The sequence below is a fragment of the Streptomyces sp. 11-1-2 genome, assembly GCF_003595545.1.
GTDB lineage: Bacteria > Actinomycetota > Actinomycetes > Streptomycetales > Streptomycetaceae > Streptomyces > Streptomyces hygroscopicus_B.
Window position 1 is genome coordinate 5,683,149 of the sequence record NZ_CP022545.1, and the last position, 23,222, is coordinate 5,706,370.

The window sequence follows — 23,222 nt, forward strand, 5'->3', positions numbered from 1 at the left end:
CCTCGTCCGTACCGTCCGCCAACTCCGCCGGGTCTGCCGGGTCTGCCGCGCCCGCCGGAGGGTTCACCTCGTCCGTCCCTCATGCCTCGGCGCCCCGGAACACGGGCAGCTCCAGCTCCTCGTCCACGCGCAGGAACTCCAGCTCGACAGGCATGCCGATGCGCACCTTGTCGTACGGCACCCCGGTGATGCCGCTGACCATCCGCACCCCCTCCGCGAGCTCGACCAGGCCGACCGCGTAGGGCGGGTCGAAGGCGGGGAAGGGCGGATGGTGCATGACCACATAGCTGAACACCGTGCCCGCGCCGGACGCCTCGACCGCCTCCCAACGCTGGGAACCGCACGCCCCACACCCCGGCAGCCAGGGGAAGCGCGGGACGGCGCAGCCCAGGCAGCGCTGGATGAGCAGCCGATGCCGGGCGACGCCCTCCCAGAAGCCCGCGTTGTCGCGGTTGATGACGGGGCGAGGGCGACGGGGGCGGTCGGCCGCCCGCTCCGGCTCCCGCTCCCGTCTCGGCTCCGGCTCCCGCTTCGGCTCCGTCTTCGACCGCGCGGGCGCATACTTGAGGATGCGGAAGCGGTGGGTGCCGGCCAGCTCCCCGTCCCCGGTACGGACGTTCATCCGGGTCGTGACGAAGTATCCGGTGCCCAGCTTGGTGGTCTTGCGCGGCGACACCGACTCGATGACCGCGTCGAAGGTGATCTCGTCGCCGGGGCGCAGCGACCGCATGTACTCCTGCTCGCAGTCGGTGGCGACCACCGAGGTGCAGCCCGCGTCGTCGAGCAACGCCAGCAGCTCGTCGTACGCCTCGGAGCGGGCCGAACCGTCGGGGTGCCCGGCCAGCCCGCCCATCGTCCACGCCTGCAGCATGGTCGGCGGAGCGATACCCGGATAGGCGGGGCTGGTGTCGCCCATCGCCTCGCACCAATGCCTGATCATGGGCTCGTTGACCGGGTCCCTGCCCGCGCCGCCGCTCGCGGCCGTTCGCCCCTCGTACGCTCTCAGCCGTCCGTGCAGCTCATCGAGCTCATTCAGGTCATCCAGGTCGTGCAGCTCATCGCGCGTCATCGCTGCCCCTGCCGCATGTCTGCCGTAGAAAGCAATCTGACTATCCGTCAGATAAGTGGACGCCGTCAAGAACGCTGAAGCGCGCCGCCACCCGCCACCCACCCCCAGGCCCACCACGCACGATCGCGCGATGGCGTCGATACGCCACCGCGCGACCGCACGACCTCACCCGTCCCGTTCGCTCAATGAATCACCACAGCTCACTCAGATCGATCGGACATTGCCCCACCCCTGCGTCCCCTTACGGGCGCCCGCGATGGCGGCGACCTGCCCCCGTGTGATCGGGGCAGATCCCAGGAGCCGCACCCCGCCCTGGACGCGGACAACGGCGGTGCGGCGAAGGTGCGCCCGGAGCCCGCCCTTGTGCCCACCATCTCGATTCCTCCGATCCTCCGACGCTCGGGAAGTGTCGCGGAAGCAGAGTTGCCCACCGATTCCCGGACGATGCACACGGGCCACGGGAATTACCACGCAAGCATGATGAAACTGTTTTAAACGCCCAACACACCCCCGCTCCCCGCACAGCGCCGATGCGCCGGGTGCGGCGGTGCGGCGGTGCGGGGCGCGCCACCCCGCCCCGCCGCAGGGTGGGCCTTACGAGGGAACCGGTTCCGCATAGTTTCGGCCATCCTCGGCGACCTGCCGGGCCCCCTTCCCATTACCGAACACTTGTCCGAAAATGGGTCACATGGCGAATCCCGCACTCGCCCATGTTCTTGCCCACGCCCTGACCGCCGCGGCCCACGGCTTCCGCGTGATCCCGCTGACCCGCGCGAAGCTGCCCGCCGTGCGCTCCCCTCACCACCACGACCCCGCGCCTCTGCCATGCCGCGGCGAATGCGGCCGGCTGGGCCACGGAGTCCATGACGCGTCGGCGGACCCCGAGGCGATCCGCGCCCTGTTCGCCGCCGCCCCCTGGGCCACCGGCTACGGCATCGCCTGCGGACGCGCCCCGTACCACCTCATCGGCCTCGACCTCGACCTCAAGGGCGGAAGACCAGGAAGACCCCGTGGACCCGGGGAAGCGGGCGCCACGGACGGTCGGGCCAGGACCAGGAAGCCCTGTGCAAGCCGTAAGGACGGCACGGAGAGCACGGAGGGTCTGGCCGCGGACGGTCCGGCCGCCCTCGCCCGGCTGGCCCGCGAGCATGCCTTCGCCATCCCCCCTACGGTCACCGTGCTCACCCCGGGCGGCGGTCGCCATCTCTGGTTGTGCGGCCCACCCTGCCTCGCCGTCCCCAACTCCGCCGGACGGCTGGCCCCCGGCATCGACATCCGCGGGCTGGGCGGCTATCTGGTCGGCCCCGGCTCGTACGGCTCGCACGGCAGCTACCGCCTCGCGCCGGGCTCCCCCACCTGGGCGCCGGCGCCCGCCCCGGCCGCCCTGCTGCGCCTGCTCACACCCTCGCGCCCGGCCCCGCACCGCTCGTACCGCCCCGGCCCGCCGTCCCCCGGGCCGCATCCCGCCGCCCTGGAGGGGCTCGTACGGTTCGTCCGCGCCTCACGGGAGGGCCAGCGCAACGACCGCCTGTTCTGGGCCGCCTGCCGCGCCTACGAGACGGGCGACGGGCCGGAGTTGGCCCCCGCCCTGATCGAGGCGGCACTCGACACCGGCCTGGCCCCCCGCGAGGCTCGCGCCACCGTCGCCTCCGCGGCCCGCAGCGCCGCCCGCCACCTCCAGCCCCCGGACGCGTGGGCCTGACGCATACGCCCGGGCCGGATGAACGGAGCAGTGACGGCAGCCGTACGGCAGGACGCCAGAGGCGGCGCGATCCAGCGGTATACGGACGGTGAGCCGTGCGTTACGTGAACGAGGAGCACTATCGTGACCACGCGACGAGGCGCTCCGTACAGGAACCGAAAGGCGCAGGGACCGCACCGCGCGGTGACCAGGCGGCGCAGGAACCAGGCCCGTTCGCCGGTGCTTCCGCCCCGAGGCGGACCGTGAACGGATTCCCGCTCTCCCCGTGACCGGTGATCGGCGACCGGTGACTGCTGACCGGCCGACCGGTGACCGTCCGACCGCCTCCGGCGCACCGGTACCAAGGCGCGAGCAGGGGGAGCATTGCACGAGCTCTACGCACAGGGGTGGTTCGCGGACTTCGCGTTACCCATTGGCGTCTGCGCACTGGTCACCTGGATCTCGCTGGTCCACCGCTTCTCCGACAAAGGCCGCCTGCTGGGAACCGTAAGGTCCGCGGCGCTGTGCTGCGGCATCATCGCCTGCACCTGCGCGGCGGCCCTGCTCACCATCGCCCTGCTGCTGCCGCACGCCGCCGATGTGCCCCCCGCCGTGGCCGCTGCCGCCGCGGGCGGGGCCCTGGCGCCTCGTGTCCGTCAGCAGCAGAACCAGCAGTCCACACCGCCCTTCGTGGCCGTGATCACGCTGGGCATCGCGGTGCTGCTGAGCGAGCTGGAGCGGCGGCTGGTCCACGACATGTACATCCACTGCCACCGGCTGGTCCGCGACTTCGAGAACGTGGCCCAACTGCGCATGTTCGCCTTCGAGGCCCGCCGCCACCTGCGCGGCTGCGCCGCCGCGACCAAGGACAGGACGACGATCAACACCTTGTACGAGGAGGTGGACCAACTCCTGGACGACGCGACCAAGGTCGAGGCCGATGTCGAGGCGAGGTGCCGGCAGCGGGAGGTCCAGGAGTTCCCGCCGGAGCTGCACACCCCGACCCGGGAGGAGACGGAGGACCGCCGCCAGGCCCTGGCGATGGCCATGGACGCCTGCACGCGCATGCTGGAGTTCGGCTACCGCACCGGCAAGCGGAGCGGCGACCGGGAGCTCACGCGGCTCCGCGACGAGGCCCTGGCGGCGCGCCCCCTGGCCACGACAGGCACCCCGCACCCCTGACGCGACGCGCCCTGCTGACACGCCGCCGCACACCACACCGCCCGTCAGGGACGCACACCGACACGCTCAAGGAGCGTAGACAAAGGCATCGGACCCATCGCCCAGCCCACGCGTCCGACGAGCCCCGTCCTCCTTGGGCTCCACAAAACTGATCTTGATGTCCAGATCCAGGGCCTCGGCCACGGCAGCGAGACTCCGCAGCGTCAGATTCTCGTCTCCGGAAAGTATCTGGCTCACCCGTCCCGGGCTGACATCCATGAGCCGGGCGAGGTCAGCACGGCTCATGTCGCGCTTCCCCAGCAACCCCGCGACCTCCACGGTGGCCTGACGCGCCAGCCGGGCCCCCGCGCAGTCCGCGGCCTCCCCCTTCGAACCCTTGCCTTTCCACGGCACACTCATCACTCTCCCAGCGCATGGTGCCGACCGTTGGGCTTCACACCCCTCAGCGACAGGATCCCACCTTTAGCTACAACTAAAAGCCCGCATCCCCCACCCTCGCCACCCGACCCACCTCCACTCGCCCATTCCACCCGCCCCGACCTGCACCAACGCCCGGCCCATAGCTTTTCGGCCAGATCTAACACCGCCCACCCCCGGCCAGGACTACCGCCGCCCCCTGTGCCTCGAACGGCCAACGCCGGGAGCCCCGGGCCCACCAATGGTCCACACAGCAGGCGCTCCGTCGGCTCGGCCACGACTGTCAGCGGCGCGCAGTATGGTCCCGACATGGCAGCCAGAATCGATCTGACCCTCGATTGCACGGACGCGAAGCTCCTCGCCGAGTTCTGGAAAACGGCCCTGGGGTATGTCGACGAGCCGCCGCCCGCACCCTTCAGAACCCGCGAGGAGTGGCTCGCGCAGTTCGATCTCCCAGAAGACGATTCCGCGGACGACGGCGCGTGGCTCTGCGATCCCGACGGCATCGGCCCCAGGCTCTCCATCCTCAAGGTCCCCGAGCGGAAGACAGCGAAGAACCGGCTTCATCTCGACATCCGGGTGCCAGGGCACGGCAGCCCTGAGGAGCGGTGGGCGCGGATAAGAGCTGAGTCCGAGCGGCTCATAAGGGCGGGCGGAAACGCCCTGAAGGAGTTCGACGGACACCACATCTTGATGGCTGACCCAGAGGGCAACGAATTCTGCGTCGGCGCGGCCTCCCGCGAGACCCCGTCCAACACCGACGGAACGATCCACTCATAGCCCAGTCACCTCACCCGCCAGCCGGGCCCTGGGCCTCTTGATCCGTAAGCCCTGGCAGGCCGAGAGGTAGTCCGGTCGAGAGTCTCTGCTCAGGCCCCCGGTGCCGATGGCCGCTGAGCGGGGCGGCGGACAGGAGCGGGCGAGTCGTCACGGGCCGCCAGCGCGCGGCCCGCGCAAGCCGACCGCCTTGAAGGACGACGACCAGGAGCGACGTCAGGGTCTGCGGGAGCCGAGGGGGCGAATGGCATGGGCAGCATCGTGGGGGCCGTGGGCTCGCAGGTTCTCAGCGCCGTGATTGCCGCTGTGCTCACCGGCATTGGCGGGCTGGTGCGTTGGTTCGTCAAAGCGCCGGGAACCACGCCAGATCCTGGCCCACGCCTGGCCCACACGCCCTGGTCAACAGTGGGAGCCCGGCAAACCAGGGGCGAGACGGCGGACACGCAGAAGGGGTGCCCCTGAAGCAGGGGCACCCCTTCTGGCCAGCTAGTTCGCTGACCTGCGCGGAGGCTGAGGGATTTGAACCCTCGGTGACATCGCTGCCACGACGGTTTTCAAGATCTCTCGGCGATCATGCGGCCCGATCGCTCTGCCGCAGGTCAGAGGGGTGCGAGCGCCCCAGCGGAGCCGTCGTCATCGTCGTCGTGCCCGCTACGTGCCCCAGGGGCGTGGTCATGCCCGCTGAGCCAGGAGTCCGCCGCTTGCCGAGGCACCCTAGTCGGTGCGGTAAGCCGCAATCTCTTCGTGGATCACTGCAGAGAGCAGGCCGGTGCATGCGACCCGACGGGCGGGGCACCGTTCGGCCATCATGCGGAAACCCCCAGGCCAGCACGGAGGGTCCCAGCCAGATGATTGAGGCAGCGCTGGCTGAAGCGATTGCCCTGCACAGACAGCAAGGACCCTTCAAAACATCGGTGAGAACAGCGCATCGCCCTAGAAGTTCAGGCAATAGAGGAGCCGTCAGAAACCTTGAGGCAGTGTACGGAGTTCCGTACGGCCATCGACAGGCAAACGAGCCTCATTGCCATCAAAACAAAGGCATCCAACGGATAGTGCCTATCTAACATCGGCGCCAGCACTCTTAGTGCCGAGGAATCAAAAAAAACTTTCCAGAAGGGATTGTATCCGCCCCACGAACGCGGTGTACTTCTCCTTGCGTTGCTGCTGAACCACCTGCCAGGGGCAGCTAGTTGGCTCGGCCCCAGCGGGACTGAAGCAGTGCAAGACGAACGCAAAAGAGAGCCCCGGCATCGGCCTCGGGCGTCCAAACCACAGGCCAGTGGGGCTCTCTACGCGTGCTTCACTCATCCGCTAGGAACGGAGAAATCACGACCCGTGAATGATAGGCAGCCGACACCGGCCCCGTACAGCCCTGCCACCGAATGGCCGCGACGTGCACTTCGCTGGATCACTCGGCACCGCAAGCTTGCTGCGCTGCAAGCCCTCCGAGGAGCGTCCTACGGTGCGGGGACCACCGTTATCAGCCTGATCGCGCTGTGGCTCAGGTCTCGCCACTGATCACCCCAATGGGGTAACCCTTTTGAAGGTGAGACGACATGCTTAAGAAGGGGCGTCTCTTGATGAGAGACGCCCCTTCTGACCGCATGTGCGCATGTCGGAACCGGTGGTCCCCCGCACTGCGGCGGCCCTGCCAGCGGCAGGAGCGAACAGCAAGATCACCGGCCCATGTCCCCAAATTGGTCAGCACCCGGGGCAGCAGCAGCCTAGCCCGATGCCACCAGCCCGACAGCCGGTTTTCCGCAGCCTCACGTCTCGTCCAACCACTCGTCTGCGGCAGCGGCAACCTGGTCATCACGTCCGGCGACCGGTCGGGCGTAGTGCCGGGTGGTGACGCTCGCATTCGAGTGGCCGAGCCGGTGCGCGGCGGTCATGACGCCGTACCGGTCGGCAACCCACGTGCCGTGCGAGGCTCGCAGATCGTGCGGCGTCACGTCGGTCAGCCCGGCCGCCGTCACCGCGGGGTCGAAGTACGCCTTGCGCCACTGGTTGTAGCGCAGCGGCTTGCCGCCCGGGGTCGTGAACAGGAGCGCGTCATCTCCACCGGGCAGAGTCTCCAGATGTCGCCCGAGCCGCTTGGCGAGCGACGGGCCGACTCGCAGGAGCCGCTTCTGGTGGGACTTCGGTGTGTCGAAGACCAAGGCGCCGTTGGCCTCCGCCAGGTTCTCATCGACCAGGACGAAGCCGCCGGACACGTCGATGTCTACGCGGCGGAGGGCGAACGCCTCGCCGACGCGCAGTCCCGCGTATGCGAGGAGCGCGATCAACAAGTCATGCGGCTTGTCGGCACTCCGTACGATCCGGGAGGCTTCGAGCGGCGTGAGGATGTGCGGCTCGGTCTGCGGCATCCGAGGCAGCTTCACGCCCCGGCACGGGGTCTGCGGGATCATGTCGTTGTCGACAGCCGCCCGCATGATCTGTGACAGGACCCGGTACGCCTGCCGGATACGTGAAGCGCTGAGCCCCTTGGTCTTCATCGCGCCGACCCACTCAGCGATCGTGATCGGCCGGAGGGTCGACAGCTCGCGGTCCCCGAGCGCCGGATTGATCAGCGAGTTGATCAGCGACCGGTACGAGGCTTGCGTCTTGTGTTTGAGCTGCGGCGAGACGGCAGCGAGCCAGCGCGCAGCCCAGTCGCGTACGGTCGTCTGCCCCTCGACAGGATCGAGCCAGCGCCCCTCTTCGATCTCGATGCGCTTCCGTATCAGCCAGCGATCAGCGTCCGTCGACGTCGCAAAGGTTCGATCCGCCGGACGCAGGACACCGTCAGGTCCCGGATACCGAGCCTGGAACCGGCCGGAGGGCAGCTTGCGGACGCGTCCAAAGTCCCGGCGGGACTTGCGCTTGCCAGCCATCAGGCAGCCCTCCTGAGCCCCGTAGGCCGCAGGGCGATCGGTTCCACGGTGTTGGCGCCCACGAACGCTTCGACGGCGCTTTCAGGGATGCGGACATGCCGACCGACCTTGACGAAGGTGATGCGGCGTTCCTCGATGAGGCGGCGGGGGAAACGGACACCCGTACCGAGCCGCTCCGCGACCTCGTACACGGTGAGGAGTCGGTCCATGGTCACCACTCCCCCTCGTTCGCCAGTGCGTCACGGGCTGTCTCGCGGTTGAGTTGCAGGCCGCGGTGGATGGTGGCCGCCAGGGCGAATTCGCCCGGGGTGTGGCCGTGCCCGGCGTACTGCCAGTCGGCCAAGACGAGGACGGTGTCCGGCTCGGCGTCGTCCAGGCCAAGGGCCGCGGACTCTTGGGCGGCCCGGTAGTCGGCGCGTGCCTGGCGCAAAGTGCCCAGGGTGGTGGAGTAGCGGCGCGACTTGGAGGAGAAGTGGCCCCGGAAGCCGAGCATGTGCGCCCAGGCCCACAGGCGCCGGTCGGGGTAGAGCGGGTCGAGGCGCTTGCAGGCTTCGATCAGGCGACGGGTGTGGTCGGGAACGTGATGGCGGTCGAGTTCGGAGAGTTCGCCGATACGGCGGTCCAGGGTGCCGGTGGTCTCGGCGGCTTTGGTGGCGTACTTGGCGACGTAGGAGGCGACGGCCTGTTCCGTGATGTCCGAGCCGTCCCCGAACGCCTTCACGGGCCGTACGTCGAGCTGGGCGCCCCAGCGGAAGGTACGGGCGGGCTGGTCCTCAGCGGCCGGGACTGAGACGGAGGTGTAGGAGTGCGTGGCGGCGGCATGAATGGCATCGGTGAGGAGCTGCACGGTGGCCCAGGACGGTGGCGGGGTGTTGGGTCCGTCGGGGCCGTCGAGGCGGATGACGGCGTGGAAGTGGATGGCGCCGCGCTTCTGGAACTCGGCGACCTTGCCGTACGAGAGGCGGGCGCACTCCTTCAGCTCTCGCTGGGTGATGCCGGCACGGGCGGCGATCTCGCGGCGGAGCCGGTTGGTGAAGCGCTGCCAGAGCTGTCCCGCGTGGTTGTTGAACAGCACGGCGCCCGCGTAGTCGTAAGTGGCCGGATCGAGGGCGGTGCCCAGTTCCTGTGCGTCTGGCGCGTGGTGAGTGCCGCAGCGGCAGGCGCCATGGTCCGGGCGGTTGTGGACCGGGCCGAAAGAGGGAGCGGTGAGAGTGGTGAAGACGCGGGGGTGGTCGCGGACAGTGGCGCGGATGTCTCGGCGGTCGTCCCCGGCCAGGCCAGCGCGGATGAGGTGGTAGGTGTCGCCCGCGTAGGTCCAGGCGCAGGCCGGGCAGCGGGAGGCGCGGCGGTTGCCGCAGGCGACGCGGAGCCGTCCGCCCGGTTCGTCAGCGGTGGTGTAGTGGTGCAGCGTGGCGCCGGTGGTCTTGTCCTTTTGGATCATCCAGCCGCGCAGGTGGATGGGGTCGGCGCAGCCGCCGGTGCGGCGTATCTGGTCTTCCCAGCGGGTGTAGTCGGTGGCCGAAGCCACCCTCAGCAGGTCGCCGAGGGTGGTCGGGTCGAGCAGGTCAGACACGGGCGCCCTCCCGGTTGCGGCGGGTGGTGCGGGTGCCGGTGCCGTGGCAGGCCGGGCAGTCGGCGGTGATGGTGTGGAGGTGGCCGAGCTGGTCGCGGGCGCCGGTGGTGATGGCGGCGGAGGCGAAGCCGTCGCAGTTCGGGCAATTACGGGGCAGCGGGCTGGTGCGCTGCGTCATGCTGGGACTTCCTTCCGGTTCAGTGGATCGGGCAGGGGCGGCGCCCGGGCGGCGGATGCTTGGCGGTATCGGAGCCGCCCGGGGGCCGGTTCAGCGGCGCTTGGTGTTGGAGGCGAGCAGGGAGCGCAGGACGACGGCGCAGACGGCGACCGAAACGCCTGTGATGGCGACGGCCAGGAGCATGGAGACCAGCACGGCGCCGACGACCAGGACCACGGCCGTGCCGCCGCCGACGAGGGCGATCGCGGTGCCGGGGGTGAGCTGCACGACCGGCCGGGTAGATGCCGGGGCGCTGGCTATCGGCGGCGGGGCTGGAGTGGCAGGGGTGATGGTGGTCGGCTGAATCACGGTCGGCGCCTGCGGGCTCGGGGTGACCAGGCCGGTCGGCTGGGGCATGGTCGGGTATTTGGGCCGGAACATGGGTGGTTCTCCTTCCTGCGTTACTTGACGGTGGTGTCGGCGACGGAGGCCAAGCCGCTCTCGGCGAGGAGGTAGCCGCCGAGGAGGAGTACGGCGATGAGCCACCAAGGCGGGCGGATGAGCTTGACGCCGAGCCAGCCGACGACGATCAGGGCGAGCCAGAGCGGGACGTCCATGGCAGAACCTCCGATCAGTTGATGCGGCAGCGGTGAGTGCGGGCGGCGAGCTGGGCAGCGGACCGGCTGGAGTAGTCGGCGGACCAGCCGCAGCGGTCGGCGGTGCACACGGCGGCGTGCACGGTGCGGCCGTTCCGATCGCGGTGGGTGCCGATCTGCACCGGACCGATCCGCATCACGGAGTGGAAGTGGTCGCGGGCGGGCATGACGGTCGGTCTCCTTCCTGGTCAGGCGAGCTGGGCGGCGATGGTGTCGGCGAGTTGGGGCGGGACGCCGAGACGGGCGCGGAGGGTGTCGGTGTCGATCGGGGTTCCGGTGCGGGCGTGGTGGTCGTCGGCGACCTTGCGGGCGTGGTCGACCAGCGCGGCCGGAACGGGCACGGCGGGAGCCGCGGACGGGGCCGGGATGGGCTGAGGCTCAGCGGCGGAAGGCGCGGCGAGTGCCTCGACGTCAGCCACCGGCGCGAGTACGGGTTCGGCTTTCTGGTCGTCCTCGACGGCCGGGGGCTGGGGTGTCGGGTCGGGGATTGCCGACGCTTCCGACTCCGTGTGGGCGAGGAGAGTCCCGCCCATGAAGGCGAGGGCAGGCCAGGCGGCGACGAGAATGCGCAGCCAGGCGGGGACGTGACGCATGTCGAGGAGTCCGGCAGTGGCGACGTTGGCGCCGAGGGAAGCGGCCAGGGCGATGAGGAACCAGCACCAGGCCAGCCGGGTGAGTCCACCAGTGCGCAGTCGTCGCCAGGCGGCGACCAGGAGCAGGTCGACGCTGATCGGGTAGGCCCAGGCTTTCCAGCCGTCCTGTCCGGCAGCGGCGGCCAGATCGTGCAGGTGGGCGAAGGACAGCGCCCCGGCGATGACGGCTTGGACCAGGACGGCGTCGACACGTGGGCGGGCCATCAGGGGTTCCTTCCTGTCGTCAGGCATGGGAGGGGTAGGGACCTGGCACGAAGACGGTCACGCCGACCGGAGGAGAGGGTGAGGTCAGGCGGAAGCGGGGGCTGTCTTGGACAGCCGGACCCGGGCCGAGGGCACCGCGGCGGTGGCGGGGCGGAAGGCCGCCAAGGCGGGCACGTCAGGGGTGCGGTGGGCGTGCTTGTTGCAGATGTTCACGGCCTCGCGCAGCGAGGTGTGCGGGGCGCGGATGCGGTGCCAGCCGCCGGTCGAATCGCCCGCGATGGCCAGGCCGCGGGTCTCGGCCGGGATCTGGATCGCTGCCAGCACGGCATCGGGTGCGATGTCGCCGAAGGCCATGTTGGCGGACGTTTCATCGTTGACGCGGTGAGCGGTACGGCCGGTGAGCTGGGCGCGGAGCATGGTGATGCCCTTGCCGAGTTCGGAGCCGAAGCGCTGCCCGCAGATCTCCAGGTAGATGCCGGCCGCGCGGCCAAGCTGGGCGAGGCGGACCAGGGCAGTGATGATCCGGTCCCGGCGCTTTTCCTCATCCTTGGTGGCGTACAGGGCGAGTTCGGCGACCTCGTCGACTAGGACCACGACCGGTACCGGCCGGACGTCCTCGGGCAAGTCCCAGACGTCGGCGGCGATCTCCGCATCCGGCACGGCGACGCTGATCCTCTGCTCGGCCCGAATGAGCTGGTACACCTCCTCCATGTGCGTCACCAGCGCCTCCAGCAGCTCGAGCGCGGCGTCGGGGTTGTCGGCGAGCGCGGAGAACCGGCGGGCCAGCGGGGACAGCTCCACGCCCTGCTTGCAGTCGATACCGACCAGGGCGACATGGTGCGGGGCGAGCCCGGCGACCAGGTTGCGCTGGTAGACGGACTTACCAGACTCCGTGGCGCCGAGCGTCAGCCCGTGCGGGACGGCGCGGTAGTCGCGGTAGTGCACCGAGCCGTCCTCGCGCAGGGCGACCGGGATGCGCATCGGCCGGGTATCGAGCCGGGCGGGCATCTGCACCCGCTTGAGCACGTCGTAGCCGGTCATCCGCACCTCCACCACACCCGAGCGGACCTCACGGGACGTGACCCCGTACAGACCGAAGGAGTGACGGAGTCGGTCAGTGGTGGCGGCGACGTCGAAGGCGTCCTGTCCGGGCCTGAGCTTGAGCCGTAGTACCAGGCCAGTGCGGGTCGGACGCAGACGAAGGATGCGCGGCGGGCGGGGGCCCGGCACCTCCCGATCAGTCATCCGAGCCAAAGCCAGGCGCCAGCGGGCGGGCGGAACGGTCAGCCCACAGGCGTCCATGACGGAGGCGTAGCGGACCAGGACCCGCACGGTGGCGAAGGTGACGCCGATAGAGAGCCAGTACCAGGCGGGGCGCCGCCACCGCAGGAGACCTGCGGCAACAGCGACCGCCACCACAGCGACCATGAACCAGGTCATGGTCAGGCCGCCTTCGCGCCCGAGGCAGCGAGCGAGGTGACCGCGACAGCGCGGAAGGCGATCCCGTGCCGCTTCTGACCGTTGAACTCGTTCTCCCACGGCCGGGCGATCAGGCCCGTGAGCGCGACCGGGGTGCCCATGGCCAGGTCACCGGAGATACCGGTCTCCGGGACGGCGATGGACAGGATCTCGACGTCGTCGTTGGCCGCGAACATCACGTCCACGGTCATCAGCTTCATACCGTCCGCGTCCAAGGCGATCTCACCGGTACGGCGGTCACGGACCTTCGGCTGGGCGGGCTTGGCGACCATCACGGTCGCGGCGGACGTGTCGACGGGAATCTGACGCATGATGGAGGTCCCTTCAGGGGCGGGAGCGGCGTACTTGCTTGGCGGTGGGTCGCCGCTCCTGAACGTTGATTGAATGCCGCAGCAAACCTGCGGAGTGTTCGCGCTTCCTTCTGGTGCGCACCAGAAGGTTGCATCTGGTGCGCACCAGATGTCAAGCGCCGTCGCTGGCCCGGCATCTCAACTCGCCTGACTGCGACAGTTCCAGGTAAGCGCGTCGAGCAACGAGCCGGTAGCCAACAGGGGTTAACAGCGGATCGGTTAACCCCTGCCGACCTGGGCCGATGTAAGGCATGCTGCTGTTACGGCTCAACACCCCAACGCGGAGCGGCAGTACGCGATGAGTGGACTCAAAGCAGCGAGGACAGCACGGGCATGGTCACAAGAGCGTCTTGTGCGGGAGATCGAACGCCATGCGCGCCAGCACATGCTCACCGTCGCCTCAACCGCGAGTTTGCGAGTGTACGTCTCGGAGTGGGAGAACGGCCGACGGACGATCTCCAGCCACTACGCCAAGATCCTCCGCGCGCTGCTCGGGATCACCGACGATGAACTGGCGGGCGGATCACAGCCGCCGCTGGCACTCGCCACGGCCGACGGGTACGACGAGCTGATTGCCCGGATCGATGAGGCCGAGAACGTCAGCCTGACGATGGTCAAGACGTTCATGGAACAGACCGAACTGCTCCGGACCATTGACCGGCAGATGGGCGCCGCCAGCCTGGTCGACCAGATGACCGCCCACCTGACGCGGCTGGAAGACGCCCTCACCTTCGCGGTACTCCCAGAGACCCGACGCCCAGTCGCTCTGGCTCTGGCCGGAGCAGCCACCTTGGCGGCCTGGCAGGCCCTCGACGTCGGAGCCGCGGATCGAGCCTGGCGTCACTACGAGCTGGGGAAGCGCGCCGCCCAGGAGGCCGAGGAGCCCATGTACCTCGCGCACGCCACCGCCGAACAGGCATACGTGCTCTGCGACGCCGGACGTCCTGAGATGGCGGTGCATCTGGTCCGAGACGCGCAACGGCTCGGCGGAAAGGGCATGTCTCCGCGCCTCAGGGCTTGGCTGTACGCAGCCGAGGCGGAGATCTGCGCCCGAGCTGGGCTTCAGAACGAGTGTCGACAGGCTCTTGAGCTTGCGATGCGACACCTGCCCGCAGGAGAAGACGCCCGCGACCCGGACATGCTGAGCATCTTCCTGAACGAAGGCCACCTCACCAGGTGGCGCGGGAACGCCCTCGCCCTGATTGGCGACTCCGAAGCAGTGGACAGCCTGTACGCCGCGCTGGAGACGACCGACCCCACGTTCATCAGGTCCTCGGCGGGGCTCCACTGCGACTTGGCCCAAGCCCACCTGGCCCGCGGCGAGCACGACCAGGCGCAGAAGCACCTGCGGCAAGCCCAACTGGTGGCAAGTCGAACCAGGTCAGTACGTCACAGGCGCCGGATCGAGCAGCTCACGCAGCGCCTGTAGGGGACGCGCCGGTACCCCGCGAAGCGAGCACATGAAGGAGGGCGACCAAGGTGCCGGACCCCATCAGCTCACCACGAGCCATTAGCCCGGGAATGTCGGACAGAGGCACCCAGGCGATATGACCGGCCTCTTCCAGATCGGTCGGCTCACCGATGAGCTTCGCCCCATGACCGACGAAGATCTCGTGCGGCGAGTCGACCATGCCGACCATGGGCTGGTACGTGACCACATGCTGCAAGGCGTCCGGCCGCCAACCGGTCTCTTCCTCGACCTCACGCAAGGCAGTCTGAAGGGGCTCCTCCCCCGGATCGACGATGCCGCCCGGCAGCTCCCAGCCGAAGGCATCAGGGACGAAGCGGTACCGCCACATCATGAGCACCCGGTCCTGGTCATCGATCACGGCGGCGATGGCCACATGGTGCAGCTTGACGACATGGTGCTCAAAGCGCTTCACGCCGGGCGGTTCCACATCGACGAGGCTCAGCTTCACCCAGCGGTTGTCATACAGCGTCCGCTCACCATGAATCTGCCAGGGCTCGAGGTCCGCCGGCGCTTCGGTGGTTACTGACCGGTCCGGCACCCGGTAGGAGCTACGGCCGTGCACCTCGACGACGCTCTCAGCAACAAGCCTGGCCAGCACCTGGCGCAGGGCCGTACGGCCGATCTCCAGGTCCTCCGACAGGGTCCGCTCGGACGGGAGCTTGGAACCTGGCGAGTACTTGCCCGTAGCGATCCACTCGCGAATCGTGCGGTAGACCCGCTCCGACTTCGGTCCCATCCCGTGAGCACGCTCCCGCCGTCGCTGGTGTTCGTTACGTACGTAGTGACAAACAGGGTATCCACATGCCTACTCACGTGAGTAGGCACCGACAGACCAAGACGATCAACCAGAGCGCGGTAGAACTTTCCCTACTCGATCAAGGCGGCTCGCTCCGCTCCCCGCGCGCGGCCCGGCCCCCGGCCGGGCCTGCGCTCCTGTCTCCGCCCCGCTCCAGCCCGGCCGCCGCCCGTGCCGCGCACAGAGCAATCAGCCGCCTGACGTCAGAGAAGGGGTACGTCGTGGCTAGGGCGGTCGGCTCCACGGCTTTAGGCAGCCACTTTGGGGCGAGCCTCTAAGATCATGGCCCCAACGTCGTGCTTTAGCGGGCAGGTCCACAGACTGCCCGACGCGCCGGAAGCTTACGGGGCCATGATCTCTCGCCCCAAAGCAGCTCCAGCCCAAAGCCGCTCCGCCGCCCGCTCGGTAACTGCGACATGGCCATTCGAACGCCTAACCGCGTCGATTCGCATGAATGGTGCACCGTAACGGCCCGCTGGCTAGTTCACGCAAAGGCTCATTTCTGGTATTCCCAGTGATGTTCATTTGGTCAACCAGAATTCTGTTTAATCTCTCCAGAGATCCCACCTTTACGACCCTCCGCACCGCCTACGTCGAGACTCACGCCAAGTTCTGCTACGAATACACACCCTATTCGCTCGACATCAGCATAAGGAGATGGGAGCCGTGATTGTCCATTTAGCGAAGACGCATAATATCCCGTGTGTGGACCTTCTTTGCACGCTGCCATCCATCGTAAAGAATCTGGGCATGGTCTGCGTCCGGGATACCAAGATCCTTGGACAATCTCACCTTAAAATCAATCGCACGTCGTCGCCATATCGCTAGTTGACGCACCAAAAAACCCATACCAAGCTGAAGCCCGCCAGAGGCGATAGATAAAACAATAGTGAATGCCGTATCATAGCCACGCGATTGCTTAGCGAGCGCTGACCACTGAATCGCCTGCCAAAGCCCAAGTGCGAGGTAGGCCATCGCGATGCCGTACCAGAACTTCCACGCGAGCTCCACTCTCGCCCCCCTCACCATCCTTTCCCGGAAATGCTTGAGTTCCCGCTCAACTCTCATCTTCTCTGGTTCAGGGATCGGGGTCTCGCTGTAGTACTCATCCAAGCTCGAACGGATTTCATTCACGTACTCGGCGTAAAGGGAGTCTTTGAGCTGTCGGCTTACGGTAAGCCCGGATTGGAGCTCCGTGAATGCCAGGATCAAGAGAGCTGCCAGTGTGGCTGAGCTGATCGCAGCGAAGTCCTGCGTCATGGCGAACCGCGTCGAAGTTAAGGCGAGCAGCATTGTTCTATTCTCCCCCGGGGGATGAAGCCGACCAGCAGCCTACTGGTGTAGATGATGCTTCCTCACTGCTGAAGTGCCGCGCATGCAGGTCGCGCTGGGCCATCGCGCACCAGACCTGGATGCCCAACGTGCGCTTGACGTCTACAGGCGTTTATTCCGATTAGAAATCAACATTGGAAGTCACTCACTCCGACCCCGACGGGCTTGACCCGCGTGCATCAGGTCCATGATTGACGGCAATTCATAGGATAGGACTTCATTTCGCTTGACGGCATCAATCGCCAACCTGAGATCAGTCCGCACAACTTCGACACGTTTTGAGCCCGCACCGCTACGAAACCAGACAGGAAGATTCGAGAAAAACAATGTATGAGCGGGTTCGGCCAGGCTTCGCAAGTAACGAACTTTGACGTCAGTGGATAGCTCCGATATGACAACCCATCGGACCGCTAGCGCATATTCCGCCAATAGATTACGAAAAACCCGCCACGTAAGAGATAACCCTCCTGACTCGTATGTATCAACAATTGCCTGTGTTGCTTCGTCAATTTGAATAAGCCAGCGCTTCTCTTCTGCGCTCAGCTTATGTACGGCGCCCCCGTAGTGCGTACTCTCCACGAGCGTTCCGTTGACTTCCTTCCGCTCGGTAACAATCGCAGCATCTGAGATCGTCTTGCTCGCTTCTAATCGCTCGCAAGCCGCCAAGATCACATTCGTATGCTGAGCCAGTCGGTATCGAGCCTGGAATCGATCTCTTATCCTGGCATTGCGCGCTTCGAGCCACGGTTTCACCGTCAACTCCAACACTACTGTTGTCGCCATCGCTGTCAGTACGGCCGCTATGACGGCTGTCCCCATACTCGACATGTCGGCATCATCTCACACAGGGTCTTTACGCCACGCGACTTTAGGGAATCGTGGCCTGTGGACACTCCTGTCCCGTGCAGGACCGTGCTGCGCGGGCTGAGAGACCGATGGCGAGCTGGAAGAAGAACCGCATGACAGAGAAGGCAGTAGCGATCCGTGCCTTAGCACAATTTGCCGACCACGTGCACTGGGTGCGGGAGTGGCCCAGCAAGCCGACTTGGCGCGACCGGCTTCACCGATGGATAAATCCCGAGTTGTACCACTTTGACAGGACTGCCATACCGCCAAGACCTTGGGTCGATCGGCCCGCCGGGGCCTATGAGCGGACAGGTTGGCGCATCCGAGCAGCATACTTCGGCTCTGATCTGGCCTTTGAGGTTGAGTACGTGGTCTGTGATCCATGCCAGATCGGCTGGGTGGAGTCGCCTCACTCCTATGAGGGCTACACGCGCTGCGGCCTAGCCTCAGCCGCTCTGCGATCTCTACACCGCGGTCATCCCGGATACCAGTGGCACACGGCCGGCGGGCACTTCCGGGAGTCCGAACCCTTCTGGAATTCTGTAAGCGTGGACGTTCCTGGCGGCTATACCCAGCGGAAGAGGTGTCACCACGTGGAGCCATGGCAGGCGTGAGAGCCTAACCAGCGGCCGCTATGCCGGAGTGTCCTTACAAGAGGTACGGCCAGTGAAGGGCTCCGGATTCCCAAGCTGATGTCCTCAGATCCCATCAGTCTCACCGTAACGCTGAGCAGCCGGGAGCCAGCGAGGGCGAAAAGGTGACCATATGCGCGTTTCGCCCGCGGAGAGCAGGGAGGTCTCGAAACGCATCCGAGCCCCCCCTGCTGCACGGCACACGAGTTCTAAGCAGAGGCGCCCACGGAAGCGACCAGTCGTTCCCCGCAGCACTAATCGGGCGTTACTAGACGGCTTCCACGGCTGGTCGCCACACGCAGCACGTCCCGCAGTGCGCCTACCAACTGCGCGGCAACGAGCCTCAGTTTCTCCAGGTCTGCGTTCTCGTCGTCGAGTACTGGAAGCGCCTGCCCCAGCAGTTCGGACGCCATCCCGAGTTGCTCCGCCTCGACGTGGTCCGCCATGCGGGACATGAAGCCTTCCCGGTCGTCGGTGTCCAGATAGCACGGTTTGCCCTCAGGCCCCGTCCACGGGAGAAGCCTCAGTTTGCTTTGTGCCGTCATTCCTGCGACTGCCTCTCGGTGGATCTTGATATTGGATGCCGACGCGTCATCGCTCATTGTTTCGCCTCTGCTGGCCGGGCTTGGCCGGGCACCAAGTGACACGGACAGTCGCACGCCTCGTAGATCAACGGCACGTCGACCGGTGCCAAAGCTGGGGAGGACTCCGCGCAAGCGTGGTGTGTGCCGATCCGGCAGGCGGTTGATTGATAGGGGGCAACCGAAGCGTCCGGGCTGTCGGGCTGCCGTTGAGAGGGCATCAGCGGGCCTCCAGGAGGGCTGACCATGCCTCGGTCGGCAGGTGGGGCGTGACGACAACCGTCGGGTGCTGTCGTGCGCGCCTCTCCCAAGCCAGCACGTACGGGCGGACAAGCGCGGTCTCCTCGGCCGTGAGCGAGTAGCGGTGCCTCGCCCAGTCGGTGGCCCGGCCCATGCTGAGCGTCGGTTCGTCAGGACGCGCAGAGGAGACCGGAGCGACCGGCGGGGGCGGCGTTAGGGGGCGGCGGTGCCTGCCCTTGGAGAAGTGCCGCGCCCTGGCGAGGGAGGCGGCGCGGCGGATACGGTTGAGCACGTTGAATCAGCTCCTATCGCTGATGGCCCGGTCCCCTGACATCGCCCGTCGTGGGGACCGGTTTTTCTACGACCGCCCGGAGAGTGCGGCCGTTCTGGCAGGTGACGAGGAGCCCGAACCGATCGGCCTCGGCCAGCGCCGCCAGGACCTCCTTCCATGACTCGGCGGAGAGTGATTCCGGCACCTCCGCTTCGACCGATGTGAATCGGGCGTGCTCCTCCACGCGCGTGGGGAGCCCGACGGCGGACAGCCGGGCGGCGATGGCCGCCGCGCTAACTCCCGGAACGGGCACAGGCAGCCTCCGTCAACTGGCGATCACTTTCAGTGAAGCTAGTTAACTAGATTAGAGCTAGTGGACTAGATTTTCCATATGCCTGAGCAGCCGCCCTATCTCCGCATCGCCGACGAGCTCCGGCGGCGGATCGCGGAGCACGTATGGGAGCCGGGGAACCGCCTGCCGTCCCGCGCCCAGATCGGCCAGGAGTGCGGGGTGGGCGAGAACGTGGTCCGCCGGGCGCAGGAGTTGCTGATCTCCCAGGGCGTGCTGGAGGGCCGAGCCGGATCGGGCACCTACGTCGCCGAGCCCCGGCAACGGGTGCGGGTCGTCCGGTCGTCGGCGCGCGAGCAGCCTGAAGGGTCGCCGTTCCGTGCGGACATGAGGGCAGTCGGCAAGCACGGCGACTGGGAGAGCCGGACCGACGCCAAGGTGCCGGCCCCGGCGGACATCGCAGCGCGGCTCGGCATCGCCGAGGGCGAGTTGTGCGTCCGGACGTCGTACGAGTTCCTGGCCGACAGCAGGCCGGTGCAGCTGTCGACGAGTTGGGAGCCGTACGACCTCACCGCAGGCACGCTCGTCGTCCTCCCCGAGGGAGGGCCGCACGCCGGGGCGGGCGTTGTGAACCGCATGGCCGCTATCGGAGTCACCGTCAGCCACGCCGTGGAGCAGCCGGAGCCCAGGCAGGCGACCGCCGAGGAGGCGTCGCTTCTCGGCATCCAGAAGGCCGCGCTCGTCACGCACATCCGGCGGACGTACTACAGCGACCAGGGGCGGCCCGTGGAGACGGCGGACATCGTCGTACCCGCCGCTCACTGCGAGATCGTGTACGAGATTCCGATCAATCGGTAGTCGGTGAGGGTCCTCTCAGCCGGTGTCCAGCCGTGCCCCTTCCGTGCCCGATCGGTCGGGGAATCATGGGGAACGGCGGTGCCCGGCGGGTAGCGCGCATGACGACGGCCCCCGACCGTCTTGCCTGGTCAGGGGCCGTAACACTGCGGAGGCTGAGGGATTTGAACCCTCGGTGACATCGCTGCCACGACGGTTTTCAAGACCGTTCCCTTAGGCCGCTCGGGCAAGCCTCCCCGCGCCACTCGCGGTGGCGCGGGGATCAGCCTAGCGTGTCAGCTGTCACCCTTGCGCTTCCCCAAGGTGACGTCCGCCTTCGACACCTTGCCGCCGCGCTTGTAGGTGAGAGTGACCTTGTCGCCCGGCTGGTGGGTCCAGATCTCGCTGATGAGGGTCGGGCCGCTGTCGATGGCCATGTCGTCCAGCTTGGTGATCACATCGCCGGACTTGAGGCCCGCCTTGTCGGCCGGACCGCCGGGGACGACGGCGGGGCTGCCGCCACTGCCGTTGGAGGCGATGGTGGCGCCGTTGGCGGAGTCCTTTGTGCTGACCGTGGCCTCGATCACCGGGTAGATGGGCTGGCCGGTCTTGATCAGCTGCTCGGCGACGTTCTTGGCCTGGTTGATCGGGATCGCGAAGCCGAGGCCGATGCTGCCGGACTGCTGGGACTCGCCGAGGCCGCTGCCGTTGCCGGCGGACTGGATGGCGGAGTTGATGCCGATGACGCCGCCGTCCGCGTTGAGCAGCGGGCCGCCGGAGTTGCCCGGGTTGATGGAGGCGTCGGTCTGCAGGGCGCTCATGTACGAGGCGTTGCCGCCGCCTCCGTCGCTGGAGGCGACCGGGCGCTTCTTGGCGCTCACGATGCCGGTGGTGACGGTGCCGGAGAGGCCGAAGGGGGCGCCGATGGCGACGGTGGCGTCGCCCACGGCGACCCGGTCGGAGTTGCCGAGCGGGAGCGGGTCGAGCTTGGCGCCCGCGGCGTTCTTGAGCTTGACCACGGCGACGTCGTAGCCCTGGGCACGGCCGACGACCTCGGCGGTGTACCGCTTGCCGTTGGAGAAGGTGGCGGTCAGCTTGCCGTTGTCGGCGGCCGAGGCGACGACGTGGTTGTTGGTAAGGATGTGGCCCTGCTTGTCGTAGACGAAGCCGGTGCCGGTGCCGCTCTCACCGTTGTTGCCCTGGGCCTCGATGGTGACGACGCTGGGCAGGGTCTTGTTGGCGATGCTCGACACCGAGCCGGGCGCGCGGCTCTCCGTCTTGGGGTTGCCGTAGGCGGAGACAGTGGTGGTGTCGCCGCCGTCGCTCTCCCGGTCGGCGGCCCAGAAGCCGATGCCGCCGCCGATGGCGCCCGCGACCAGTACGGCGGCCAGCATGGCGGCGACCAGCCCGCGGGGCTTGCGCTCGGAGGGGCCGGAGGGCGGCACGGGAGCGGTCCCCCACGGTCCGCCCGGGCCGCCCTGCCCACCCTGTCCTTCGCCCGGGCCGCCGGGCTGCTGACCGCCGTCGGCCGACCACCACGTGCTGGACTGGCCGGCGTCCGCGCCGGGACCCGAGGCGCCGGGACCCGAGTCGCCGGAGCCCGAGGCACCGGGCGCTCCCGGCGGCCCTGCCGCGTCGGACGGGCCTATTGGCGCGTCGGGTGCGGTCGGCCGCCCCGCGGTGGGCTCATAGTCCGGCGCGGGTGGCACGGCCGGGTTCGGGTGCGGCGCCGGAGGGGCCGGATGCGGCCCGGGCGCGGGCGGAACGGCAGAGCCCTCGTTCTCGGTGCTCACAGCAATCTCCTCAGGTGCACGACAGATTTCCTCGACGGCCCACGTGTACGTCTTACCGTCATCAGCTTTTCCCACAGCGCGTCAGACGGCCGTAAGGAGCGGCGGTCCTGCGGACTACCACCCTTTATCCCGGACAATTCGACCCACCGCCATTCCGTGCGAACGTACGGAGGGGCCACGTCCACCGGCTATCACCGGGCGGTGGCACCATAACGCGGTGACCTATGCGCGCCCTGCCCGGGACAGCCACCCCGGGCCGCCCACCGTCTCCGTCGTCGCCCACCGCGGGGCCTCCGAGGATGCCCCGGAGCACACCCTGGCCGCCTACCGTAAGGCAATCGAGGAGGGCGCCGACGCCCTGGAATGCGATGTCCGGCTGACCGCCGACGGCCATCTCGTCTGCGTCCACGACCGCCGCGTCAACCGCACCTCCAACGGCCGGGGCGCGGTCTCGGCGCTGGAGCTGTCCGATCTGGCGGCCCTGGACTTCGGCTCCTGGAAGGGCCGGGCCACCGACAAGGAGGAGCCGGACCGCGACAGCCGGGACAGCACTTCCGTCCTCACCCTGGAGCGGCTCCTGGCGCTCATCGCCGACGCGGGACGTCGCATCGAACTGGCGATCGAAACCAAGCACCCCACCCGGTGGGCGGGCCAGGTGGAGGAGCGGTTGCTCACGCTGCTGCGCCGTTACGGCCTGGACGCGCCGCCGCCCGGCGAACGTTCACCCGTCCGTGTGATGAGCTTCTCAGCTCGCTCACTGCACCGGATCCGCAGCGGGGCCCCCGCCATCCCGACCGTCTATCTGATGCAGTTCATACTGCCGCGCCACCGGGACGGGCAGCTGCCGGCCGGGGTGCGGATCGCGGGGCCGAGCATCCGGATCGTGCGGAACCATCCCGGCTATGTGGCGCGACTGCAGCGTGAGGGGCACCGAGTGCACGTGTGGACCGTCGACGAACCGGAGGACGTCGACCTGTGCGTCCGCCTCGGCGTCGACGCACTGATCACCAATCGCCCCAAACAGGTACTGTCCCAACTCGGACGCTCATAATGGGCATTACAAGGC

General features: G+C 67.8%; 25 protein-coding genes and 1 tRNA gene. 6 read left to right on the forward strand and 20 right to left on the reverse strand.

All coding sequences use genetic code 11. From position 1 onward, the window contains the following. Nucleotides 1-79 precede the first annotated feature (79 nt). Entirely contained in the window at nucleotides 80-1,069 is a 990-nt protein-coding gene (locus CGL27_RS23915; RefSeq protein WP_205587744.1) for an OB-fold domain-containing protein, read from the reverse strand. Between the two features lie 688 nt (nucleotides 1,070-1,757). Between CGL27_RS23915 and CGL27_RS23920 the strand changes: the two genes are divergently transcribed. Beyond that, nucleotides 1,758-2,771 (forward strand): bifunctional DNA primase/polymerase, encoded by a 1,014-nt coding sequence (locus tag CGL27_RS23920; RefSeq protein WP_119989894.1) that lies wholly within the window; start codon nucleotides 1,758-1,760, stop codon nucleotides 2,769-2,771. A gap of 363 nt (nucleotides 2,772-3,134) precedes the next feature. Next, nucleotides 3,135-3,932 carry a hypothetical protein gene (locus tag CGL27_RS23925; protein ID WP_119989896.1) on the forward strand — a complete coding sequence of 266 codons (798 nt, stop codon included), beginning with the start codon at nucleotides 3,135-3,137 and terminating at the stop codon, nucleotides 3,930-3,932. A gap of 66 nt (nucleotides 3,933-3,998) precedes the next feature. On the opposite strand, the gene CGL27_RS23930 is transcribed toward CGL27_RS23925, so the two are convergent. Further along, entirely contained in the window at nucleotides 3,999-4,331 is a 333-nt protein-coding gene (locus tag CGL27_RS23930; RefSeq protein WP_228053110.1) for a helix-turn-helix transcriptional regulator, read from the reverse strand. Nucleotides 4,332-4,658: 327 nt separating this feature from the next. On the opposite strand from CGL27_RS23930, the gene CGL27_RS23935 reads away from it, so the two are divergent. Beyond that, the gene (locus CGL27_RS23935; RefSeq protein ID WP_119989898.1) at nucleotides 4,659-5,129 is read left to right on the forward strand and encodes a VOC family protein; all 471 of its coding nucleotides are present in this window, start codon (nucleotides 4,659-4,661) and stop codon (nucleotides 5,127-5,129) included. A gap of 1,763 nt (nucleotides 5,130-6,892) precedes the next feature. Here CGL27_RS23935 and CGL27_RS23940 read toward each other — a convergent pair. From CGL27_RS23940 to CGL27_RS23985, 10 genes are all read right to left on the reverse strand, one after another. Continuing rightward, on the reverse strand, nucleotides 6,893-7,999 hold the full coding sequence (locus CGL27_RS23940) for a tyrosine-type recombinase/integrase (protein WP_119989900.1): 1,107 nt from the start codon (nucleotides 7,997-7,999) through the stop codon (nucleotides 6,893-6,895). Then, nucleotides 7,999-8,208, reverse strand: a complete 210-nt coding sequence (locus CGL27_RS23945) for a helix-turn-helix domain-containing protein (protein WP_046085260.1) — start codon at nucleotides 8,206-8,208, stop codon at nucleotides 7,999-8,001. Before CGL27_RS23945 ends, CGL27_RS23940 begins: the two co-directional genes overlap by 1 nt. Before the next feature lie 2 nt (nucleotides 8,209-8,210). Beyond that, complete coding sequence (gene repSA / locus CGL27_RS23950) at nucleotides 8,211-9,572, reverse strand: replication initiator protein RepSA (protein WP_119989902.1); 1,362 nt, start codon at nucleotides 9,570-9,572, stop codon at nucleotides 8,211-8,213. Continuing rightward, nucleotides 9,565-9,750, reverse strand: coding sequence for a hypothetical protein (locus CGL27_RS23955; RefSeq protein WP_119989904.1), 186 nt, complete (start codon nucleotides 9,748-9,750; stop codon nucleotides 9,565-9,567). Before CGL27_RS23955 ends, repSA begins: the two co-directional genes overlap by 8 nt. Nucleotides 9,751-9,840: 90 nt before the next feature. Further along, entirely contained in the window at nucleotides 9,841-10,170 is a 330-nt protein-coding gene (locus tag CGL27_RS23960) for a SpdD-like protein (RefSeq protein ID WP_119989906.1), read from the reverse strand. A 20-nt stretch (nucleotides 10,171-10,190) separates the two neighbouring features. Continuing rightward, nucleotides 10,191-10,346 carry a hypothetical protein gene (locus CGL27_RS23965; RefSeq protein WP_119989908.1) on the reverse strand — a complete coding sequence of 52 codons (156 nt, stop codon included), beginning with the start codon at nucleotides 10,344-10,346 and terminating at the stop codon, nucleotides 10,191-10,193. 14 nt (nucleotides 10,347-10,360) lie between these two features. Beyond that, nucleotides 10,361-10,552 carry a mobile element transfer protein gene (locus CGL27_RS23970; protein WP_030830084.1) on the reverse strand — a complete coding sequence of 64 codons (192 nt, stop codon included), beginning with the start codon at nucleotides 10,550-10,552 and terminating at the stop codon, nucleotides 10,361-10,363. 21 nt (nucleotides 10,553-10,573) lie between these two features. Beyond that, nucleotides 10,574-11,242 carry a DUF2637 domain-containing protein gene (locus CGL27_RS23975; RefSeq protein WP_119989910.1) on the reverse strand — a complete coding sequence of 223 codons (669 nt, stop codon included), beginning with the start codon at nucleotides 11,240-11,242 and terminating at the stop codon, nucleotides 10,574-10,576. Between the two features lie 84 nt (nucleotides 11,243-11,326). Further along, nucleotides 11,327-12,682 carry an FtsK/SpoIIIE domain-containing protein gene (locus CGL27_RS23980; protein ID WP_119989912.1) on the reverse strand — a complete coding sequence of 452 codons (1,356 nt, stop codon included), beginning with the start codon at nucleotides 12,680-12,682 and terminating at the stop codon, nucleotides 11,327-11,329. Nucleotides 12,683-12,684: 2 nt separating this feature from the next. Further along, on the reverse strand, nucleotides 12,685-13,032 hold the full coding sequence (locus tag CGL27_RS23985) for a hypothetical protein (protein WP_119989914.1): 348 nt from the start codon (nucleotides 13,030-13,032) through the stop codon (nucleotides 12,685-12,687). Nucleotides 13,033-13,456: 424 nt separating this feature from the next. On the opposite strand from CGL27_RS23985, the gene CGL27_RS23990 reads away from it, so the two are divergent. After that, a complete protein-coding gene (locus CGL27_RS23990) occupies nucleotides 13,457-14,500 on the forward strand; it encodes an XRE family transcriptional regulator (protein WP_205587941.1) in 1,044 nt (347 codons plus the stop codon). On the opposite strand, the gene CGL27_RS23995 is transcribed toward CGL27_RS23990, so the two are convergent. The 6 genes from CGL27_RS23995 to CGL27_RS24025 form a co-directional block, all read right to left on the reverse strand. Then, entirely contained in the window at nucleotides 14,484-15,278 is a 795-nt protein-coding gene (locus CGL27_RS23995; protein ID WP_119989918.1) for an NUDIX domain-containing protein, read from the reverse strand. The genes CGL27_RS23990 and CGL27_RS23995 overlap by 17 nt on opposite strands. Before the next feature lie 738 nt (nucleotides 15,279-16,016). Then, complete coding sequence (locus CGL27_RS24000) at nucleotides 16,017-16,631, reverse strand: hypothetical protein (protein WP_119989920.1); 615 nt, start codon at nucleotides 16,629-16,631, stop codon at nucleotides 16,017-16,019. A gap of 180 nt (nucleotides 16,632-16,811) precedes the next feature. Continuing rightward, complete coding sequence (locus CGL27_RS50175) at nucleotides 16,812-17,498, reverse strand: hypothetical protein (RefSeq protein WP_162953059.1); 687 nt, start codon at nucleotides 17,496-17,498, stop codon at nucleotides 16,812-16,814. Nucleotides 17,499-18,402: 904 nt separating this feature from the next. After that, nucleotides 18,403-18,693 carry a hypothetical protein gene (locus CGL27_RS24010; RefSeq protein ID WP_119989922.1) on the reverse strand — a complete coding sequence of 97 codons (291 nt, stop codon included), beginning with the start codon at nucleotides 18,691-18,693 and terminating at the stop codon, nucleotides 18,403-18,405. A gap of 256 nt (nucleotides 18,694-18,949) precedes the next feature. Continuing rightward, nucleotides 18,950-19,261 (reverse strand): hypothetical protein, encoded by a 312-nt coding sequence (locus CGL27_RS24020; protein WP_119989926.1) that lies wholly within the window; start codon nucleotides 19,259-19,261, stop codon nucleotides 18,950-18,952. A gap of 13 nt (nucleotides 19,262-19,274) precedes the next feature. Next, complete coding sequence (locus CGL27_RS24025) at nucleotides 19,275-19,553, reverse strand: hypothetical protein (protein WP_119989928.1); 279 nt, start codon at nucleotides 19,551-19,553, stop codon at nucleotides 19,275-19,277. A 78-nt stretch (nucleotides 19,554-19,631) separates the two neighbouring features. On the opposite strand from CGL27_RS24025, the gene CGL27_RS24030 reads away from it, so the two are divergent. After that, nucleotides 19,632-20,387 carry a GntR family transcriptional regulator gene (locus tag CGL27_RS24030; protein ID WP_119989930.1) on the forward strand — a complete coding sequence of 252 codons (756 nt, stop codon included), beginning with the start codon at nucleotides 19,632-19,634 and terminating at the stop codon, nucleotides 20,385-20,387. 146 nt (nucleotides 20,388-20,533) lie between these two features. Here CGL27_RS24030 and CGL27_RS24035 read toward each other — a convergent pair. Beyond that, a tRNA-Ser gene (locus CGL27_RS24035) sits at nucleotides 20,534-20,620 on the reverse strand. A 39-nt stretch (nucleotides 20,621-20,659) separates the two neighbouring features. Beyond that, entirely contained in the window at nucleotides 20,660-22,156 is a 1,497-nt protein-coding gene (locus CGL27_RS24040; RefSeq protein WP_119989932.1) for a trypsin-like peptidase domain-containing protein, read from the reverse strand. A 217-nt stretch (nucleotides 22,157-22,373) separates the two neighbouring features. Between CGL27_RS24040 and CGL27_RS24045 the strand changes: the two genes are divergently transcribed. Continuing rightward, nucleotides 22,374-23,207, forward strand: a complete 834-nt coding sequence (locus CGL27_RS24045; RefSeq protein ID WP_119989934.1) for a glycerophosphodiester phosphodiesterase — start codon at nucleotides 22,374-22,376, stop codon at nucleotides 23,205-23,207. The last annotated feature ends 15 nt before the right edge of the window (nucleotides 23,208-23,222 follow it).

Coding starts and splice junctions, on each gene's coding strand:
- CGL27_RS23915 (WP_205587744.1), bottom strand. CDS start 1,069: ATGACGCGCGATGAGCTGCACGACCTGGATGACCTGAATGAGCTCGAT.
- CGL27_RS23920 (WP_119989894.1), top strand. CDS start 1,758: ATGGCGAATCCCGCACTCGCCCATGTTCTTGCCCACGCCCTGACCGCC.
- CGL27_RS23930 (WP_228053110.1), bottom strand. CDS start 4,331: ATGAGTGTGCCGTGGAAAGGCAAGGGTTCGAAGGGGGAGGCCGCGGAC.
- CGL27_RS23935 (WP_119989898.1), top strand. CDS start 4,659: ATGGCAGCCAGAATCGATCTGACCCTCGATTGCACGGACGCGAAGCTC.
- CGL27_RS23940 (WP_119989900.1), bottom strand. CDS start 7,999: ATGGCTGGCAAGCGCAAGTCCCGCCGGGACTTTGGACGCGTCCGCAAG.
- CGL27_RS23945 (WP_046085260.1), bottom strand. CDS start 8,208: ATGGACCGACTCCTCACCGTGTACGAGGTCGCGGAGCGGCTCGGTACG.
- CGL27_RS23955 (WP_119989904.1), bottom strand. CDS start 9,750: ATGACGCAGCGCACCAGCCCGCTGCCCCGTAATTGCCCGAACTGCGAC.
- CGL27_RS23960 (WP_119989906.1), bottom strand. CDS start 10,170: ATGTTCCGGCCCAAATACCCGACCATGCCCCAGCCGACCGGCCTGGTC.
- CGL27_RS23965 (WP_119989908.1), bottom strand. CDS start 10,346: ATGGACGTCCCGCTCTGGCTCGCCCTGATCGTCGTCGGCTGGCTCGGC.
- CGL27_RS23970 (WP_030830084.1), bottom strand. CDS start 10,552: ATGCCCGCCCGCGACCACTTCCACTCCGTGATGCGGATCGGTCCGGTG.
- CGL27_RS23975 (WP_119989910.1), bottom strand. CDS start 11,242: ATGGCCCGCCCACGTGTCGACGCCGTCCTGGTCCAAGCCGTCATCGCC.
- CGL27_RS23980 (WP_119989912.1), bottom strand. CDS start 12,682: ATGACCTGGTTCATGGTCGCTGTGGTGGCGGTCGCTGTTGCCGCAGGT.
- CGL27_RS23985 (WP_119989914.1), bottom strand. CDS start 13,032: ATGCGTCAGATTCCCGTCGACACGTCCGCCGCGACCGTGATGGTCGCC.
- CGL27_RS23990 (WP_205587941.1), top strand. CDS start 13,457: ATGCTCACCGTCGCCTCAACCGCGAGTTTGCGAGTGTACGTCTCGGAG.
- CGL27_RS23995 (WP_119989918.1), bottom strand. CDS start 15,278: ATGGGACCGAAGTCGGAGCGGGTCTACCGCACGATTCGCGAGTGGATC.
- CGL27_RS24000 (WP_119989920.1), bottom strand. CDS start 16,631: ATGCTGCTCGCCTTAACTTCGACGCGGTTCGCCATGACGCAGGACTTC.
- CGL27_RS50175 (WP_162953059.1), bottom strand. CDS start 17,498: ATGTCGAGTATGGGGACAGCCGTCATAGCGGCCGTACTGACAGCGATG.
- CGL27_RS24010 (WP_119989922.1), bottom strand. CDS start 18,693: ATGACGGCACAAAGCAAACTGAGGCTTCTCCCGTGGACGGGGCCTGAG.
- CGL27_RS24030 (WP_119989930.1), top strand. CDS start 19,632: ATGCCTGAGCAGCCGCCCTATCTCCGCATCGCCGACGAGCTCCGGCGG.